This window comes from Streptococcus sp. HMSC067H01, assembly GCF_001814775.1.
Lineage (GTDB): Bacteria > Bacillota > Bacilli > Lactobacillales > Streptococcaceae > Streptococcus.
Map to the genome: position 1 here is coordinate 48,616 of NZ_KV817803.1, position 16,773 is coordinate 65,388.

General features: G+C 40.5%; 17 protein-coding genes. 1 reads left to right on the forward strand and 16 read right to left on the reverse strand.

The window, feature by feature from the left end; all coding sequences use genetic code 11:
* Positions 1–14 precede the first annotated feature (14 nt).
* Genes HMPREF2987_RS06715 through HMPREF2987_RS06745 form a run of 7 tightly spaced genes read right to left on the reverse strand, consistent with a single transcriptional unit; the run spans position 15 to position 6,421 of the window.
* A complete protein-coding gene (locus tag HMPREF2987_RS06715; RefSeq protein ID WP_075229860.1) occupies positions 15–353 on the reverse strand; it encodes a YlbF/YmcA family competence regulator in 339 nt (112 codons plus the stop codon).
* Positions 354–364: 11 nt separating this feature from the next.
* Complete coding sequence (locus tag HMPREF2987_RS06720; RefSeq protein ID WP_075229861.1) at positions 365–1,468, reverse strand: prephenate dehydrogenase; 1,104 nt, start codon at positions 1,466–1,468, stop codon at positions 365–367.
* Between the two features lie 9 nt (positions 1,469–1,477).
* Positions 1,478–2,644, reverse strand: a complete 1,167-nt coding sequence (aroC, locus tag HMPREF2987_RS06725; protein WP_075229862.1) for a chorismate synthase — start codon at positions 2,642–2,644, stop codon at positions 1,478–1,480.
* A gap of 9 nt (positions 2,645–2,653) precedes the next feature.
* Positions 2,654–3,721, reverse strand: a complete 1,068-nt coding sequence (gene aroB / locus HMPREF2987_RS06730) for a 3-dehydroquinate synthase (protein ID WP_075229863.1) — start codon at positions 3,719–3,721, stop codon at positions 2,654–2,656.
* Between the two features lie 18 nt (positions 3,722–3,739).
* The gene (locus HMPREF2987_RS06735; RefSeq protein ID WP_075229864.1) at positions 3,740–4,594 is read right to left on the reverse strand and encodes a shikimate dehydrogenase; all 855 of its coding nucleotides are present in this window, start codon (positions 4,592–4,594) and stop codon (positions 3,740–3,742) included.
* On the reverse strand, positions 4,584–5,261 hold the full coding sequence (gene aroD / locus HMPREF2987_RS06740; RefSeq protein ID WP_075229865.1) for a type I 3-dehydroquinate dehydratase: 678 nt from the start codon (positions 5,259–5,261) through the stop codon (positions 4,584–4,586). The genes HMPREF2987_RS06735 and aroD overlap by 11 nt, the downstream gene beginning before the upstream one ends.
* Complete coding sequence (locus HMPREF2987_RS06745; RefSeq protein WP_075229866.1) at positions 5,258–6,421, reverse strand: class I SAM-dependent rRNA methyltransferase; 1,164 nt, start codon at positions 6,419–6,421, stop codon at positions 5,258–5,260. The genes aroD and HMPREF2987_RS06745 overlap by 4 nt, the downstream gene beginning before the upstream one ends.
* Positions 6,422–6,679: 258 nt before the next feature.
* Here HMPREF2987_RS06745 and HMPREF2987_RS06750 point away from each other — a divergent pair, with 258 nt between their 5' ends.
* Positions 6,680–8,131 carry an alpha-amylase gene (locus HMPREF2987_RS06750; RefSeq protein ID WP_075229867.1) on the forward strand — a complete coding sequence of 484 codons (1,452 nt, stop codon included), beginning with the start codon at positions 6,680–6,682 and terminating at the stop codon, positions 8,129–8,131.
* A 198-nt stretch (positions 8,132–8,329) separates the two neighbouring features.
* Here the strand turns inward: HMPREF2987_RS06750 and HMPREF2987_RS06755 are convergent, their stop codons facing one another.
* The 9 genes from HMPREF2987_RS06755 to HMPREF2987_RS06795 form a co-directional block, all read right to left on the reverse strand.
* Positions 8,330–9,004 (reverse strand): DnaD domain-containing protein, encoded by a 675-nt coding sequence (locus HMPREF2987_RS06755; protein ID WP_075229868.1) that lies wholly within the window; start codon positions 9,002–9,004, stop codon positions 8,330–8,332.
* Between the two features lie 8 nt (positions 9,005–9,012).
* Entirely contained in the window at positions 9,013–9,957 is a 945-nt protein-coding gene (gene metA / locus HMPREF2987_RS06760; RefSeq protein ID WP_075229869.1) for a homoserine O-acetyltransferase MetA, read from the reverse strand.
* A 191-nt stretch (positions 9,958–10,148) separates the two neighbouring features.
* Positions 10,149–10,661 carry an adenine phosphoribosyltransferase gene (locus tag HMPREF2987_RS06765; RefSeq protein WP_075229870.1) on the reverse strand — a complete coding sequence of 171 codons (513 nt, stop codon included), beginning with the start codon at positions 10,659–10,661 and terminating at the stop codon, positions 10,149–10,151.
* 140 nt (positions 10,662–10,801) lie between these two features.
* Entirely contained in the window at positions 10,802–11,395 is a 594-nt protein-coding gene (locus HMPREF2987_RS06770) for a hypothetical protein (protein WP_075229871.1), read from the reverse strand.
* On the reverse strand, positions 11,395–13,263 hold the full coding sequence (locus tag HMPREF2987_RS06775; RefSeq protein WP_075229872.1) for an ABC-F family ATP-binding cassette domain-containing protein: 1,869 nt from the start codon (positions 13,261–13,263) through the stop codon (positions 11,395–11,397). The genes HMPREF2987_RS06770 and HMPREF2987_RS06775 overlap by 1 nt, the downstream gene beginning before the upstream one ends.
* Complete coding sequence (locus HMPREF2987_RS06780) at positions 13,260–14,459, reverse strand: CCA tRNA nucleotidyltransferase (protein ID WP_075229873.1); 1,200 nt, start codon at positions 14,457–14,459, stop codon at positions 13,260–13,262. Before HMPREF2987_RS06780 ends, HMPREF2987_RS06775 begins: the two co-directional genes overlap by 4 nt.
* Positions 14,456–15,223: a 4-hydroxy-tetrahydrodipicolinate reductase gene (gene dapB / locus HMPREF2987_RS06785; RefSeq protein ID WP_075229874.1), complete on the reverse strand. Its 768-nt coding sequence runs from the start codon at positions 15,221–15,223 to the stop codon at positions 14,456–14,458. The genes HMPREF2987_RS06780 and dapB overlap by 4 nt, the downstream gene beginning before the upstream one ends.
* A 274-nt stretch (positions 15,224–15,497) precedes the next feature.
* A complete protein-coding gene (locus HMPREF2987_RS06790; RefSeq protein ID WP_075229875.1) occupies positions 15,498–16,346 on the reverse strand; it encodes a DegV family protein in 849 nt (282 codons plus the stop codon).
* Positions 16,347–16,349: 3 nt separating this feature from the next.
* Positions 16,350–16,724 (reverse strand): DUF1149 family protein, encoded by a 375-nt coding sequence (locus tag HMPREF2987_RS06795; RefSeq protein ID WP_001050083.1) that lies wholly within the window; start codon positions 16,722–16,724, stop codon positions 16,350–16,352.
* Between the last annotated feature and the right edge of the window lie 49 nt (positions 16,725–16,773).

The window sequence follows — 16,773 nt, forward strand, 5'->3', positions numbered from 1 at the left end:
TATGAGGTAAATTCTTATTTTAAAAGTTCTGAAATTGGTTCAAAGACAATTTTTTCAATATCAGATAGATAAATAGAAAGTTGTTGCTGTTTGGCAAAGAAGGCTGACAGGAGAGAGTTGCCTTGAATCTTGTTGCCAAAGTCTTCCATTTTTTCTTGGAAAGAAGCATCTGGAATTTGACCAGTTTGGGCCATGATTTGGATTTCATGTTGAAAAGCAATATAATCTGCAAAGATTTTACTAGCTTCTGCATCGGCTTGGATAGCATCTCTAGCTTCTTTAACCGCCTTGTATTCTGGCAATTCGCGTAGTCCACGACTTAGTGCATTTGCACTATCATAAATATTTGACATAATTGTCCTCCTTATTTAATAACGACTGTGTAGTCAGTATTTTCTGTAATGACTTGCTCAGCACGTTTTAAATCCTGAGCATTTTTAAATGAAATTTGTAAAATCCCGTGAATATCCTCACGGTTTTCCTCGTTGATGTGGATGTTAACCAAGGAAGTTCCACGTAGCAATTCCAAGATGCGTAAAATCACATCTTCCTCATCGGGAACATCTACATAAAGGTCAAATGAGCTATCTACTCCTCCGCGTTTATGGATTTCCATAGCCTGACGTTGCTCACGCGCTTGATTGAAAAAATTCCAGATTTGGCTTTCATCACCCTTACTGATAGCTTGTCCAATCTCGTCCAAACGGCCCTTGAAGTCCTCGATGCGTTCAATAATGGTATCCCGATTGGATAAGAGGATAGAAGTCCACATGCCTGGCTCACTTTCGGCAATCCGAGTCATATCACGAAAACCACCTGCCGCAAAGCGTCGCGCCATTTCATGCTCTTCAGCATAACTTGCAGTTTGTTCCATCAAGCCTGATGCTAAGATATGCGGAAAATGGCTAATCTGAGAAGTCACTCGGTCATGCTCTTCAGCATCGATTTCGATGAAACGAGCATGAAGACCTGACAGCAAGTCTTTCATTTCTTCGAGCGTATCCGGAGTTGTCAGACTAGATGGCGTGAAGATATAATAGGCATTTTCAAATAGATTGATATCGGCAGAGGCAGCTCCTGTCTTGTGGCTCCCTGCCATAGGATGAGCTCCAACAAAGCGAACAGACTTATCTGCAAAACACTTCTCAGCTGTAGCCACGATAGCTGACTTGGTCGATCCAGCATCGGAAATAATGACACCTTCTTTCAAGTCCAAGTTGGCCAGTTCCTTAATAAAGGCAATGGTTTGCTTGATTGGCAGGGTAAGAATGATGACGTCTGCAAGTGGAGCAAAACTGGCAAAATCATCCGTCGCACGATCAATCATTCCTAGCTCCAAAGCAATATCTCTAGACGCTTGACTACGATTGTATCCTAAAATTTCATAATCAGGATGATCCCGCTTGATTCCGAGTGCCATGGAAGCACCAATCAAACCTAGTCCTGCGATATAGATGGTTTTTGCCATAAGAACTCCTTAATAATTCTTTGTATACTCCCGATGTTTCGCAACAGCTTCTTTTAATTCTTCCAGATTATCAGAGGAGAATTTCTCAAGGATTTCTTGAGCCAAAACCGTTGCTACGACTGCTTCCATAACGACACCTGCTGCTGGAAGAGCAGTTGGATCACTTCTCTCCACCGTTGCCTTATAAGGCTCATGGGTTTCAATATCGACACTCATTAATGGCTTATAGAGAGTCGGAATTGGCTTCATAACTCCACGAATGATAATCGGTTGGCCGTTGGTCATACCACCTTCGAAACCTCCAAGGTTATTAGTGCGACGAGTATAGCCATCTTCTGATGACCAGAGGATTTCATCCATGACTTGGCTACCCTTAAGATGGCCTGCTTTAAAACCAAGACCAAACTCCACACCCTTAAAGGCATTGATAGAAACAACAGCTTGAGCTAGCCTTGCATCTAGTTTACGATCCCATTGGACATAAGAACCAAGACCAACCGGAACACCTCCGACAACTGTTTCCACAACACCTCCGATGGTATCCCCATCTCGCTTAATCTGGTCAATATAGTCCTTAATCTCCTGCTCACGTTCTTGGTTAACGATAGAAACTTCAGACTGGGCAGCCAGTTTCTTAATCTCTGAGACTGTTAAGTTTTCTGGAACGTCAATTTCCTTGCCACCAAAAACAACAACATGGTTGGCAATTTCGATATCAAGCTCAGTCAATAAACGCTTGACCACAGCTCCAACTGCTACTCGCATGGTCGTTTCACGAGCAGATGAACGTTCCAAAGAATTTCGCAAATCATCAAAGCGGTATTTGATACCTCCTACCAAGTCAGCGTGACCTGGGCGAGGATGTGTGATTTTTCGTTTACTTTTAAGTTTATCCTCAATATCCTCAGCAGACATGATATCTAGCCATTTTTGATGGTCTTTGTTAATGACATCCATGGTAATGGGAGCCCCTGTCGTCTTCCCGTGGCGAACACCAGAAGTAAAGACAACTTGGTCACTTTCAATCTTCATACGACCACCACGTCCGTATCCACCCTGGCGACGTTTGAGATCCTCATTGATATCTTCTGCAGTCAAAGGCAGTCCTGCTGGGATTCCTTCAATAATTGCTGTCAGACGAGGACCATGTGATTCTCCTGCTGTTAAATATCTCATACATTCTCCTTATTTTACCAAGTAATCTTTCATTTCTTCGAGAGAAACTGGGTGAATCGTCGCTGAACCAAGCTCAGGTACCAAAACTAACTTCATGGTATTGCCACGCGCTTTTTTGTCATGAGTCAAAGCCTGATAAAGCTTGTCAACATCCCAGTTTTCATAATCAACAGGAAGACCAAACTTCTCACACATCTCTCGGATAGACTGAGTGATTCCAGCTGGCATAAGACCTTTTTGTTCTGCTACCTTAGAAACCTGAACCATTCCCATCGCTACTGCCTCACCGTGCATGACTTTTCCGTAACCAGCAGTTGCTTCAATGGCATGGCCAATTGTGTGACCAAAGTTGAGATATAAACGAATGCCATTATCCAACTCATCTTCAACTACCATCTTGCGCTTAACCTGACAAGAATGCTCAATCAAACTCTCGGAATGTTCCAATATGCTTTCGATAGAACCATCCATATCAGATAATAAGTCCCAGAGTTCTGGATCTTCGATGAGGCCATACTTGATGACTTCACCCATTCCTTCAATCAACTCTCTCTTACCCAAGGTCTCAAGAACAGTTGGGTCAATCAAAACACCATCCGGCTGGGCAAAAGTCCCCACCATATTCTTGGCAAAAGGGGTGTTAACTCCAGTTTTTCCACCGATAGACGAGTCCACCTGGGCAGTCAAACTGGTTGGAATTTGAACGAAATGAACTCCTCGCATATAGGTTGAGGCTACAAAGCCAGCCAAATCACCAACTACACCACCGCCGAGGGCTACGATGCCATCACTACGAGTTAAACCTTGCTTAACTAAAAATTCATAAGCCTTTTGAACCGTGGTTAGATTTTTTCGTTCTTCACCTTCTAAAAAGTCAAAAACTGCCACTTGAAAACCAGCAGCCTCTAAGCTCAATTTTACTTTTTCTGCATAGAGAGAAGCCACATGGTTATCTGTAATGATAACGACTTTTTGCGGTTGCCAAAGTTCGCGCAACCATTTTCCTGCTTGAGACAGGCATCCTTTTTCAATCTGAATATCATAGGGATGATGTGGAAGGTCTATTCTGATTTTCATAGCAGGTCTCCTTTTTCTTTATTGGTACTTTTGTTTTAATAATTCCCAGATTTGATCTGTTGGCATTTCCTTGCCTGTCCATAACTCAAAAGCTTCAGCAGCTTGGTAAAGCAGCATGCCAAGGCCATTGATAGATTGATTCCCCTGACTTCTAGCCCATTTCAAAAATGGGGTTTCAAAGGGTTGATAAATCACATCAGCTACCAAAAGCTTCTCTGGTAAAACGATGCTGATCGGGATCGGCTGAGAGGAACCATCCATGCCCACACTAGTAGCATTGACCAAGAGGTCAGCTTGAGTGATACTGTCTTGAAGGTATTGAACATCCTCTAAGGCAAATAAATCTACTCTAAATCCAGTCGCATTCTGTATTTTTTCTAAGTAAAGTCTTGTTTTTTCCATGGATGACAAACGAACAAAGACAGAAACTTGACTCACTCCATCCAAGATTGCCTGTGCCAAAATTGCCTTGGCTGCACCGCCTGCACCTAACAAAACCATTTTTTCCCCTGATATTTTAAAAGAAGGCAAGCTCTTAAAGAATCCCTTGCCATCTGTGTTATATCCAATTAATGTTCCTTCTCGATTCACAACTGTATTAACTGCACCAATAAGACAAGCTTCCTCACTCAACTGATCCAGATAAGGAATCACTTGCTCCTTGTAGGGCATAGAAAGATTGATTCCATACATCTGATAGCGACGAATATTGGCAACTGTTTCTGCCAAGTCAGTAGCTTCTACTTCCCAAGCTAGATAAACACCATTGGTATGAGTTGCCTCAAAAGCACTATTATGAATGAAAGGAGAAATAGAGTGTTTGATAGGATTTGCGACCACAGCTGCCAGACGTGTGTAGCCATTAATCTTCATTCAAAATCTCCCGAATTTTTACCATATTGGAGAGTGAGATTTGTCCTGGGGCACTTGCTGCATCTAAACTTGCAAATGACCAACTTGAACCCGTTACATCTGAAGTGATACGAGATACCTTACCCACTTTGCCCATAGAAATAGTTACATATTCTTGTTCAGGGTTGAGGGTTTTAAATCCTCGTGTGAAATTCATGAGGTCTAATACATCTTGTGCTGTATGTGCCATTACAGATACCTTAACTACTTTCGGAGTTAGGCTAGTTAGTTCTGACAAAATTTCCATCATATTGTCTGGAGTTTCCTGGAAATTATGGTAACTCAAAACCAAATTTGGAAAATCGAGCATCTCTTCGAAAACATCCTTGTGACCAAAATACTCAAAATCAAGGTATTCAGGTTGATAGAGTTGAGCTACATCCTTGATAATCTGAACATACTCTTCCGAAGACAGGTCAATCTCTCCTCCTTCAGCACGTGTGCGCAAGGTAAAGAGAAGTTCGCGACCTGCAAACTTTTCAAAAATGGCAGGCGCTACCTGTAAAATAGCTTCTTTTGGTAGAAAATCAGCACGCCACTCAATGATATCTGCATCTATATAACGCATGGCATCAAGCCCTTGTGCTTCTTCTAAATTCTTTGGCATTACTGAAACGACTAATTTCATTTAGTTACCTTCATGCTAATCACCTTGAGGTAATTACTGCTTTCATCTTTTTTGTTATAGACAAAATCTGCTGGAAGTCCATAATTATTTAAAATCTGGTAACTTCTTCCTGCAAAACCTTTGTCGATTTGTTCGGTGAACTTTTGACGGGAAACATTGGCAGCATTGGTGCTAGCAATGATAATACCTCCCGGATTTAAAATCTCTAAACTTTGGGAAATCAACTTGTGATAATCCTTGGCTACAGAGAAGGTTTGTTTTTTATTACGAGCAAAGCTAGGCGGATCAAGAACGATTACATCGTAAGATAGACCCTTACGTTTTGCATATTTGAAGTATTCAAACACATCCATGACAATGAAACGATGATGATCCAAAGCCAGTCCATTGGCATGAAAATGAGCTTCTGATAGTTCTCTGGAGCGCTTGGCTAAATCAACAGAGGTAGTCTCACTGGCACCTCCCATAGCAGCAGCTACTGAAAAGGCAGCCGTGTAGGAAAACATGTTGAGCAGGGACTTGCCCATGGCTAAACCATCTACCAAACTACCACGGACTTCATGTTGGTCCAAGAAGATGCCTGTCATAAGGCCATCATTCATGAAGACTTGATAAAGAACTCCATTTTCAAGAATCGTAAAATTATCTGGCGCTTCTTGACCATAGATATGAGCAGACTCAAATTCTAGACCTTTAAAACGTATCTTTTCATAGGCACCCAAGACTTCAGGAAAGACCTGAACAAAGGCGGCTAGGATCTGTTGACGAAGCTGATAAATATAGGAGTTATACCAAGAGAAAACAACATAATCCCCATAGAGATCCAGAGTCATTCCACCAAAACCGTCGCCTTCTTGATTAAACAAGCGAAAGGCCGTTGTTAAATCATCTTGGTAGTAGGTAGAACGTTTTAGTTTGGCTTTAGTAAATAGATTTTCAAAGAAAACTTGGTCAAAAGAAACTTTCTGATTAGTTACGAACCAACCAATCCCTTTATTTTGACGAGATAGATAAGCCTTACCCAAAAACTGTTTATCTTGACTAAACAGCTCGACTTCCTGGTCAGTTTCAGATAGGTCAGGAAAATCAATTTCCTCCAAAACTATCTGACCCTTATTTAGCTTTTTTTCAACACGTCGGCTGACGAATACTTTTTTCATAAATACTATTATAACAAATTTTGTGACAATTCACAAAATAGAAACCATTTACAGCTTTTATCCCATCACTCTTCATGACAAGAGCAAGATGTACATCTTTCTATAATTCTTTTATAATATTTCAATTTTGCAGGTCTCTGCCCATTCTTCAAAAAATAGACAGAACATTCAAAGAGTTTAATTTTAGCGCAAACGTTTGCGTAGAAACTGACTTTATGCTACAATAATTCTCATCACTGTTAAGTAAGAGGACTATCTATGAAAAATCAAACCCTAATGCAATATTTTGAATGGTATCTACCACATGACGGAAAACATTGGAAGCGACTTGCTGATGACGCTGAACACCTAGCAGATTTGGGAATCAGTCATATTTGGATGCCCCCTGCTTTCAAGGCAACCAATGAAAAGGATGTCGGTTATGGCGTCTATGATTTATTTGACCTTGGAGAATTTAACCAAAAAGGAACTGTTCGTACCAAATACGGTTTCAAAGAAGACTATCTCCAAACCATCCAAACCTTAAAATCTCACGGGATTCAACCCATGGCCGATGTGGTACTCAATCATAAGGCTGCTGCAGACCATTTGGAATCTTTCCAAGTCATCGAAGTTGATCCAGAAGATAGAACTGTTGAACTAGGCGAACCTTTTACCATCAATGGTTGGACAAACTTTACTTTTGATGGCCGCCAAAACACTTACAACGATTTCCACTGGCACTGGTACCATTTCACTGGGACTGACTATGATGCCAAAAGACGGAAGTCTGGTATTTACCTTATCCAGGGAGATAATAAGGGTTGGGCCAACGAGGAATTAGTCGATAACGAAAATGGTAACTATGACTATCTCATGTATGCTGACTTGGACTTCAAACATCCTGAAGTTATCAAAAACATCTATGACTGGGCTGACTGGTTCATGGAAACGACTGGTGTAGCTGGTTTTCGTCTAGACGCGGTTAAACACATCGACTCCTTCTTTATGGGGAATTTTATCCGTGACATGAAGGAAAAATACGGTCAAGATTTTTATGTTTTTGGTGAATTTTGGAATCCAGACAAGGAAGCAAATCTGGATTACCTTGAAAAGATTGAAGAACGCTTTGATCTTGTCGATGTCCGACTCCATATGAATCTCTTTGAAGCCAGCAAGGCTGGAGAAGACTATGATTTAACAACCATCTTTAATGATAGTCTGGTTCAAATCAAGCCAGATAAGGCTGTAACCTTTGTCGATAACCACGATACTCAACGTGGCCAAGCACTTGAATCCACTGTTGAAGAATGGTTTAAACCAGCAGCCTACGCCCTCATTCTTTTGCGTGAGCTGGGGCTCCCATGTGTCTTCTATGGGGACTACTATGGTATTTCTGGTCAATATGCTCAGCAAAATTTCAAAGATGTTCTTGACCGTTTGCTAGCTATCCGAAAAGATTTGGCTTATGGAAAGCAAACTGACTACTTTGACGACCCTAATTGTATCGGTTGGGTTCGTTCAGGAGCTGAAAATCAATCACCACTTGCCATCGTGATTTCTAATGGCCAAGAAAACTCCAAAACTATGTTCGTCGGTCAAGAATGGGCTGAACAAACTTTTGTTGATTTGCTTGGTAATCATCCTGACCAAGTAACTATTAATGCTGAAGGTTATGGAGATTTCCCAGTTACAGAACGCTCTCTTAGTGTATGGGGACTGGCTAACTAATCAATTAATACTCTTCGAAAATCTCTTCAAACCACGTCAGCTTCCATCTACAACCTCAAAGCAGTGCTTTGAGCAACCTGCGGCTCACTTCCTAGTTTGCTCTTTGATTTTCATTGAGTATAAAATACACAAAAAATGCCCACAAGCTAGATTTTCTTTCTAGTCTGTAGGCATTTTTTCTATTATCAATACTTAACATTAGTCTTTCCAAAGGTCCATGGCATTTTTAAAATCAGATGAAACTTGAACATTTTGAGGATTAGTCGCTTCTCTCTCCTGACGCTTCGCCTCTACCTGGACTACACTCTTAATGCCTTCATGACGCCAGTTTCGTAGGATAGCTTGGATATACTTCCAGTTTGGTTTTCCATTCAAAACAGCCTCACGTAAGGCTTCTTTGATTAGGTTCGCACTGGTTCCGTCTTCTTTCAAACTCTTTTCTAAATCTTCGATCTCAAAAGGACTCAGGAGACGACCTAACTCTTGTTGGAAGGTTTCCACCAAGTCTTTCAAATCATTTTTAGCAGGTACAGCTTGGCTTGGTTCTTGTTTTTCAAAAAGCTGGTCCAAACGTTCTAAAGCAAGGGTCGCATCAAAAATAACTTCTATTTCTCCATTGAGTTCAATGGTACGATATTGGAGTAAGCCTTTTTCTGTCAATCTGGAAATCGCTTGATTGACTTCATAGACTTGCTTGCCTATTTTCTCAGCGATTTGACTTGGGGACAATTCCCCTAAAACTGTTGTATTTTGTAGGTAAAAGAATTGCCAAACTAAGAAATCATCGCTTGATGAGAAAAGTTGATTGTAGTTTAAGAGCAGAGCACTTGGTAAGACCAAGTTCCCTGATTTGAAAGCGTCTAAATATGTCATAATTCCTCTTATAAATATCCAAAATGAGAGACATCATCCTCCACACTCTTCCACTCAAAAGGCGTTTCTTGGTAAACTGCATAATTTACCCAGTTACTGAAAAAGAGAGCTGCTGAGGAACTCCAACGCATACAAGGAAGTTCATGGATGTCATCATTTTTGAAATAATTTTCTGGTATATGGGGATCTAAACCAGCATCTAGATCTCTAAAATATTCCTTGGCTAGCGTATCACGATCATACTCCAAATGCCCAAAGCTATAAACTTCTCTTAAATCTCGGCTTGCAAGGATAGAGATTCCCACTTCTTTTCCAGATGCTAAGATCTCTAAATTTGTTTTATTTACAATGTCTTCTTTGAGAATTTCTGTGTGACGAGAATGGGGAGACACATACAAATCATCAAAACCTCTCAGCAAAAGATGACCTTCTTTTAAAACATCCTGAGGATAAATTCCCGAAAGTTTTTGAGCCATCTGGTGTTTATCTACGCCGTAACGATAGTAGAGGCCAGCCTGTGCTCCCCAGCAAATATGCAGGGTTGAAAAGACATGAGTCTTTGACCAATCGATGACCTGAGTAAATTCCTCCCAGTAGTCCACTTCTTCAAAAGGAAGATGTTCGACTGGTGCTCCTGTGATAATCAAGCCATCAAAATACTGGTCTTGAACTTCTGAAAAGGTCTTATAAAAAGTCTCCATATGTTCAGAACGAGTTGTTTTCGATTGGTGACTTTCCATATAGAGAAATTCAATATCCAACTGTAAGGGAGTATTAGCCAAATGCCTCAAGAGCTGGGTTTCCGTTACAATTTTTTGAGGCATCAGATTTAAAATCAGAATTTTTAGCGGGCGGATATCCTGATGAGCCGCTCGTTGGTCATCCATGACGAAAATATTTTCCGTTCGTAAAATCTCAACTGCTGGTAATTTTTTATCAATTCGAATCGGCATGGAAATCTCCTTACTCTATCAATACTGGACTCAGGTAAACATAGTATCGTCAACGGGAAAAATGCTGACGTTTCTCTTTCCCTTTATTATACTGTAAGAAGATATAGTTTTCAATTATAGTTTTTCTCTAACTAGGTATAGCTTATTTTTATATCAAATGAAGAGAAAACAGCCCTAGGGACTGTTTTTCATTAATAATGCATAAGCACCTTGTAGTCGTAATCTCCGATAGCTTCACGACCTTTAAGCTCATCAAGTTCGATCAAGAAGGCACAACCTGCCACGATTCCACCTAATTTTTCAATCATTTCGATGGTAGCCTTAACAGTACCACCTGTTGCCAAGAGGTCATCTACGATAAGAACACGTTGTCCTGGTTTGATAGCATCTGCGTGCATAGTCAAAGTATCAACACCATATTCTTTTTCATAGTCAGCTGAAACAACTTCACGTGGTAGTTTTCCAGGTTTGCGAACAGGCGCAAAACCGATTCCCAATTCAAAAGCGACTGGACATCCAACGATAAATCCACGCGCTTCTGGTCCAACAATCATATCGATTTTTTTGTCAGTAGCGTATTGGACGATTTCACGAACAGCATAGCTGTATGCATTACCATCAGCCATCAAGGGACTGATATCACGGAAGACAATTCCTTCCTTAGGGTAGTTTTCAATGGTTGCAATGTAATCTTTTAAGTTCATAGCATTTCTTTCTTTTAAAATTTTTACTCTCTATTATAACACATTTCTCAGAAAAGAGAAATAGAAAGAAGCCTTGACACTTGGTACAAGACTTCTCATTTTTTCCTTCAATTGTTGCTATTATTGACTGAATGAAGTTCTTACTTCTTTTTGCTTTTAGATTTGTGATTGCCTTGACGATTTTGTTGGATACGCCATTCTCTTTCAAAGTAGGTCATTGTTTCAAATACTCTGCCTGGTAAACCGACATCCAGTAAGTAGATTGGAATTTTTAAAACGTTAGAACGTTTAGCAGCCGTAAATCTACTTCGTAGACGATTCCATAGAGATTTTGTTTTTACAAGGTCTTTGTCAAAAAAATAAACTTCAATCTGATAAAAATCCCTCGAACTTCTACCACCCTTAATTCTCATAAGAGAAAATGTTTCTACTTGTCCCCAAGAATAAAACTGCCAGTCTTTCTGGGGATATGGTTTATAGGAAAATCCTTGAGGCGTACATTTCAAATACTCTTTATCTGACAGAAGAATTTGAAAACGTTCATACAAAATCCATCCAACAATGATGATTAAGAATAAGACAAAGAGTCTTAGTGCTACTAATTCAATAGCTGCTTCTTTGGGATAGGTCATCATAAAATATAGGATCCAAAGCAAAAAAGCTAAATCCACAAAGCAGAGTACAATATTCCAAATGATTTTCCTACTACTCCATTTGATGATTTTCTCTTTCATTAAACCAACTCACTTAAATATTCATAGCGTTCATATTTTTCCAGCAAGGCTTCATTCTTCTCGTCTAATTCTTTCTGAAGAGTCGCTAGTTTCCCAAAGTCAGAGCCATTTACCTGCATCTCTTCTTCAATCTCAGAAATACGGTTCTCCAAGTTTTCGATATCGCCTTCAATACTTGCCCACTCCTGCTTTTCTTGGTAGGTCATGCGTTTCTTTTCTTCACGGACTTTGACGACTTTTTCCTTCTCAGCCTTTTGAACTTGGCTTTTCGTTTCTGCTTCAAAGGCCTTTTCATCCAGATAGTCGGTATAGTGGCCAAAGAAGGGACGGATGGTGCCATTCTCAAAGGCAAGGATCTTAGTCGCCACCTTATCAAGAAAATAGCGATCATGACTAACTGTCAAGACTGGACCTGCAAAGCCCTGTAAGAAATTTTCCAAGACTGTCAAAGTCGCAATGTCTAGGTCATTGGTCGGCTCATCTAAGAGGAGAACATTTGGTTTTTCCAGAAGTAGTTTAAGGAGGTAAAGTCGTTTTTTCTCACCACCCGACAACTTCTCAATCAAGGTTCCGTGAGTTGAGCGTGGGAAAAGAAACTGTTCTAACAACTCCGCGATAGAGGTCGTAGAGCCACCACTGGTCTTAACCTCTTCTGCCACTTCCTGCAAATAATTGATAACCCGCTTGCTTTCATCCAAGCCTTCGATTTGCTGAGAGAAATAGGCGATGCGAACCGTTTCGCCGATGATAACTTGTCCATCAGTTGGTTCAAGACTTCCTGCAATGAGGTTAAGAAGGGTTGACTTCCCAACACCGTTGTCCCCAACGATTCCGATACGGTCTTTGGCTTGTATCAAAAGGTTAAAATCTTGCAAAATCGGTTTGTCATTATAGGCAAAGGAAACATCCTTAAACTCGATAACTTTTTTACCGATACGGCTAGTTTCAAAATTCATGCTCAAGTCTGTCTCAAGGCTAGTATCTGAAACTTCCTTTTTCAAGTCATGGAATCGATTGATACGTGCTTGTTGCTTGGTTGCACGAGCCTGTGGTTGTCGTCTCATCCAGGCCAATTCCTGCTTATAAAGTTGCTCTTTTTTGTGGAGAAGAGCAGCATCACGCTCATCCTGTTCAGCCTTGAGACGAACATAGTCTTGGTAATTTCCTTGATATTCGGTCAAACCAGCTCGGTCCAACTCGAAAATTCTCGTTGAAAGCGCATCTAGGAAATAACGATCGTGGGTGATAAAGAGAACCGTTTTCTTGGAATTTTTCAAAAAGAGGGTCAGCCATTCAATGGTGGCAATATCCAAGTGGTTGGTTGGTTCATCCAAAAGCAAAAGATCGTGATTTCCTAGCAGCACTTGGGCCAACTGGACTCGTCTTCGCAAACCACCTGAAAGAGCTCCAACTGGAGTTGATAAGTCTTGAATACCCAGTTTACTGAGAACAGTCTTGACCTGATTTTCGATTTCCCATGCTTGGAGAGAATCCATCTCGGCCATGACCCGTTCCAAACGAGCTTGCTTATCTTCACTGTAGTTGAGCATGAGCAATTCATACTCACGGATCAACTGGATTTCTTTCAAATCGCTCGATAGAACAGTATCTAAGACAGTCTTGCTGTCATCAAAATCTGGATCCTGAGTCAAATAACCAATCTTGTAATCGTTTTTTGCCGAAAAAGGGCTTACGTCACCATCAAAACCAGAAACTCCTGAAAGCACATCTAAAAGGGTTGTTTTCCCAGTTCCGTTGACACCGATAAGACCGATTCTATCCAAGTCATGGATGATAAAGGAAATATCCTTAAAGACGGTCTTGTCCCCAACGGATTTACTTAGTTTTTCAACAATAAAATCACTCATTTTTTCTCCCTCAAGTAGGCATGAATAGCTTCCAAGTTATTTTCCAAATCTCCATCCACAATAGCATACTCAATCTCTGCTAAAATTTCTCCCATTTCTGGTCCTGGTTGATAGCCGTATTCCTTGATCAAAATCCCACCATTGATTTGAATTTCTTTTTTATCATGGATGGTTAGGCTGAGATAAGTCTCTTCGATAGCCTGTGGATTAACTTCTTTTCCTTGAGCCTGACGAAGATTTTCAGCCTGTAAAAGCAAATCTAGATCAAAGCGGTAGCAATCACGCTTGCTTAGTTCTCCTTCTTCACGAAGTCCTAAGATTGTTAGCAAATCTTGAACTTGCTTAGCGAATTGACGCGAAGTTTTCCAATGTTTCAAAAATTGTTGGGCATCTTTCACTTCTAAAACCCATAAAAGTGCTGCCCAGGCTTGTTCAGAAGATTCAAAGGTAAAATCAGCCTCTAAGTCAAACAAAGATTGGAGTTTGTCCTGACTACCAGCCATATCTGGAAGATAATCATAAGCTTTACTTGCAGTCATAGAAGACAGACCTACTCGCCAATGAGGAGCTAGTAAAAGTTTATCAAATTCAACAAAAGTACGTTCCACAGAAATTTTCTCTAAGAGTGGGGTTAAGGTCTTCATCGCTTCAAAGGTTTCTTGCTCGAGTTCAAAACCAAGACTAGCTTGAAAACGAAATCCACGCATGATGCGTAGAGCATCTTCATTAAAACGTTCACTAGCTACACCAACTGCACGTAAAACTTGATTTTCTAGATCTTGTAAACCATCAAATAAATCAACGATTTCCCCTTCTTCATCCAAGGCAAAGGCATTGACTGTGAAATCTCGGCGTTTGAGGTCCTCTTCTAACGAACGAACAAAAGAAACTGAACTTGGTCTACGGTAGTCTACATAGACATCCTCAGTTCTAAAAGTGGTCACTTCGTACTCTTCATCTCCGTCTAAAACCAAAACGGTCCCATGCTCAATGCCAATGTCAGCTGTACGAGGGAAAATCTGCTTGGTCTCCTCTGGATAAGATGACGTCGCAATATCCACATCATGGATGGGACGATGGAGTAGGGCATCCCTAACAGAACCTCCAACAAAATAGGCTTCAAAGCCTGCTTCTTTAATTTTTTCTAATACTGGTAAAGCCTTCTGAAATTCAGAAGGCATTCGTGTTAATCTCATAATAAGTGTTCTAATCCATAGACAAGCTCATGACGCTTGACAACTTCTTTGATTCCCAAATTCACTCCTGTCATGAAGGAGCTACGATCATAGGAGTCATGACGGAGAGTCAATCCTTCTCCCTGATTTCCAAATATAACTTCCTGATGAGCTACCAAACCTGGCAAACGGACTGAGTGGATTCGCATACCATCAAAATTAGCTCCACGTGCCCCTGAAATGAGTTCTTCCTCATCACTAGCACCTTGTTGGATAGACTCACGAACTTCTGCCATCAATTCCGCTGTTTTGATAGCTGTTCCGCTAGGAGCATCTTTTTTCTTGTCATGGTGAAGCTCAATAATCTCTACATTTGGGAAGTATTTTACAGCTTGTGTCGCAAATTGCATGAGTAAGACAGCACCCAAAGCAAAGTTAGGAGCAATCAAGCCACCCAAGTTTTTAGAACGAGAAAATTCTTTTAGTTCTTCAATCTCTTGACTAGTGAAACCTGTTGTTCCAACTACTGGAGCAAAGCCATTTTCAAGAGCAAAGCGTGTATTCTCATAGGCAACAGCTGGTGTTGTAAAGTCAACCCATACATCTGCCTCAAAACCTGCCAAGTCATTCTTATCATTGAATACTGGAATTCCCTGCCAGTCAGATGCAGACTCAAAAGGATCTAATACTGCTACTAGTTCAAGTTCAGGATCAGACACAACCATCTGACAAGCAGATTGGCCCATTCTCCCCTTAAAACCAGCAATAATCACTCGAATACTCATCTTTACTCCTATCTAAGATACAAAGGACGTTAGCTGCCCATGAAAAATAGGGAATGGCGCTGACTTTCCACGAAAGGCAAGACAGGCATCTTTTTTCAAGAGGCAGATAGTCCGTGTTCAATTTTAAGATACAAAGCCTGTAAGAACACAAGGTGAAAATAGGAAGTCTGGTCAAGGAGTGTATACTTCTTGGAAGAACTATCTTTTTCACACAGGGTTTCAGGCGTGTTGAATTTCAAGATACAAAGGACCTTTGCTGCCCATGAAAAATAGTCTAGATTATGGGTGTATATCCCAGAGCAATACTTCCTTCTCCCAGGTGAGTCCCAATAACACTACCGAAGGTTGCAATTGAAACATCTGTAGCCACTCCACCATCGATTAAAAGCTGGCGCAAATCTGCTGCTTTTTGAGGAGCATTTCCGTGAATGACAGTAATCTGGTAATTCCCATTAGCTGTTGCTTCTTTAACAATTTCAACTAAGCGTTTTGTAGCCTTTTTCTCTGTACGAACCTTTTCATATACTTCTATCACACCTTGGTCATTGAAATATAGGATTGGCTTAATACTTAGGAGATTCCCCAAAATAGCCGCACCATTAGAGAGTCGTCCACCCTTAACTAGATGGTCAAGATCATCCACCATGATAAAGGCTGAGGTATTTTCAATCTGTTCAGTTACTTTATCTAAGATAGACTCAAAGCCATCTCCTTGCTCTGCCCATTTCAAGACACTCTCAACCATATAGCCTAGGGGAGCGCTTGTAATACGGGTATCAGGAAAGGCAATGGTTAACCCTTCATATTCATCCTTCATATACTGGATATTTTGGTAAAATCCTGATATTCCAGAAGATAGGAAAAGACCTAAGGCATGTGTATAGCCTTTAGCTTTTAATGATGATAAAATTTCAGCCAGCTTGGCAATACTTGGTTGGCTCGTTTTTGGTAATTCGCTTGCTGAAGCCATTTTTTCATAAAATTCTTGAGCGGTTAGATTTACACCTTCAACATACTCCTGCCCATCGATATTCACAGGAATGTCTAGCACAAATAAATCTTCTTTCCGCAAGGTTTCCGCTTGTAGAAAAGCAGACGAGTCTGTTATGACCGCTAATTTCATTTCTTAAAACTCCAAATTAATTCCCGGTAAATCAAGGGCAATTTCTGTTACTTCGTATGTCAAACGATTAAGCATATCCAAACATGGACGAGCTAGTGTCTCAACTTCTTCTTGGTTGAAATCACTTGGTTGGTCGACAATACGACCTTCAACATGATTGACTTGAGAAATCGTTCCACTAATGACAAATCTATCAAAGACAATCATAAAGCTCAAAACAACTACCAAAGAAGTAACTTGATTATCTTGATCATGCTGAAGCAACTGGAAGTTTACATCAACCTTAGTTTCAGGTGCTCCATTTTCATTTTCCCATTCAAAGTTACGCGCATCAAAGTGATACTGGCTGACAAATTCTTGTTCACGTTTTAAATTCATTTTCATCTCCATATGTACAATTACAATATAGTTGCCATTGTACCATATT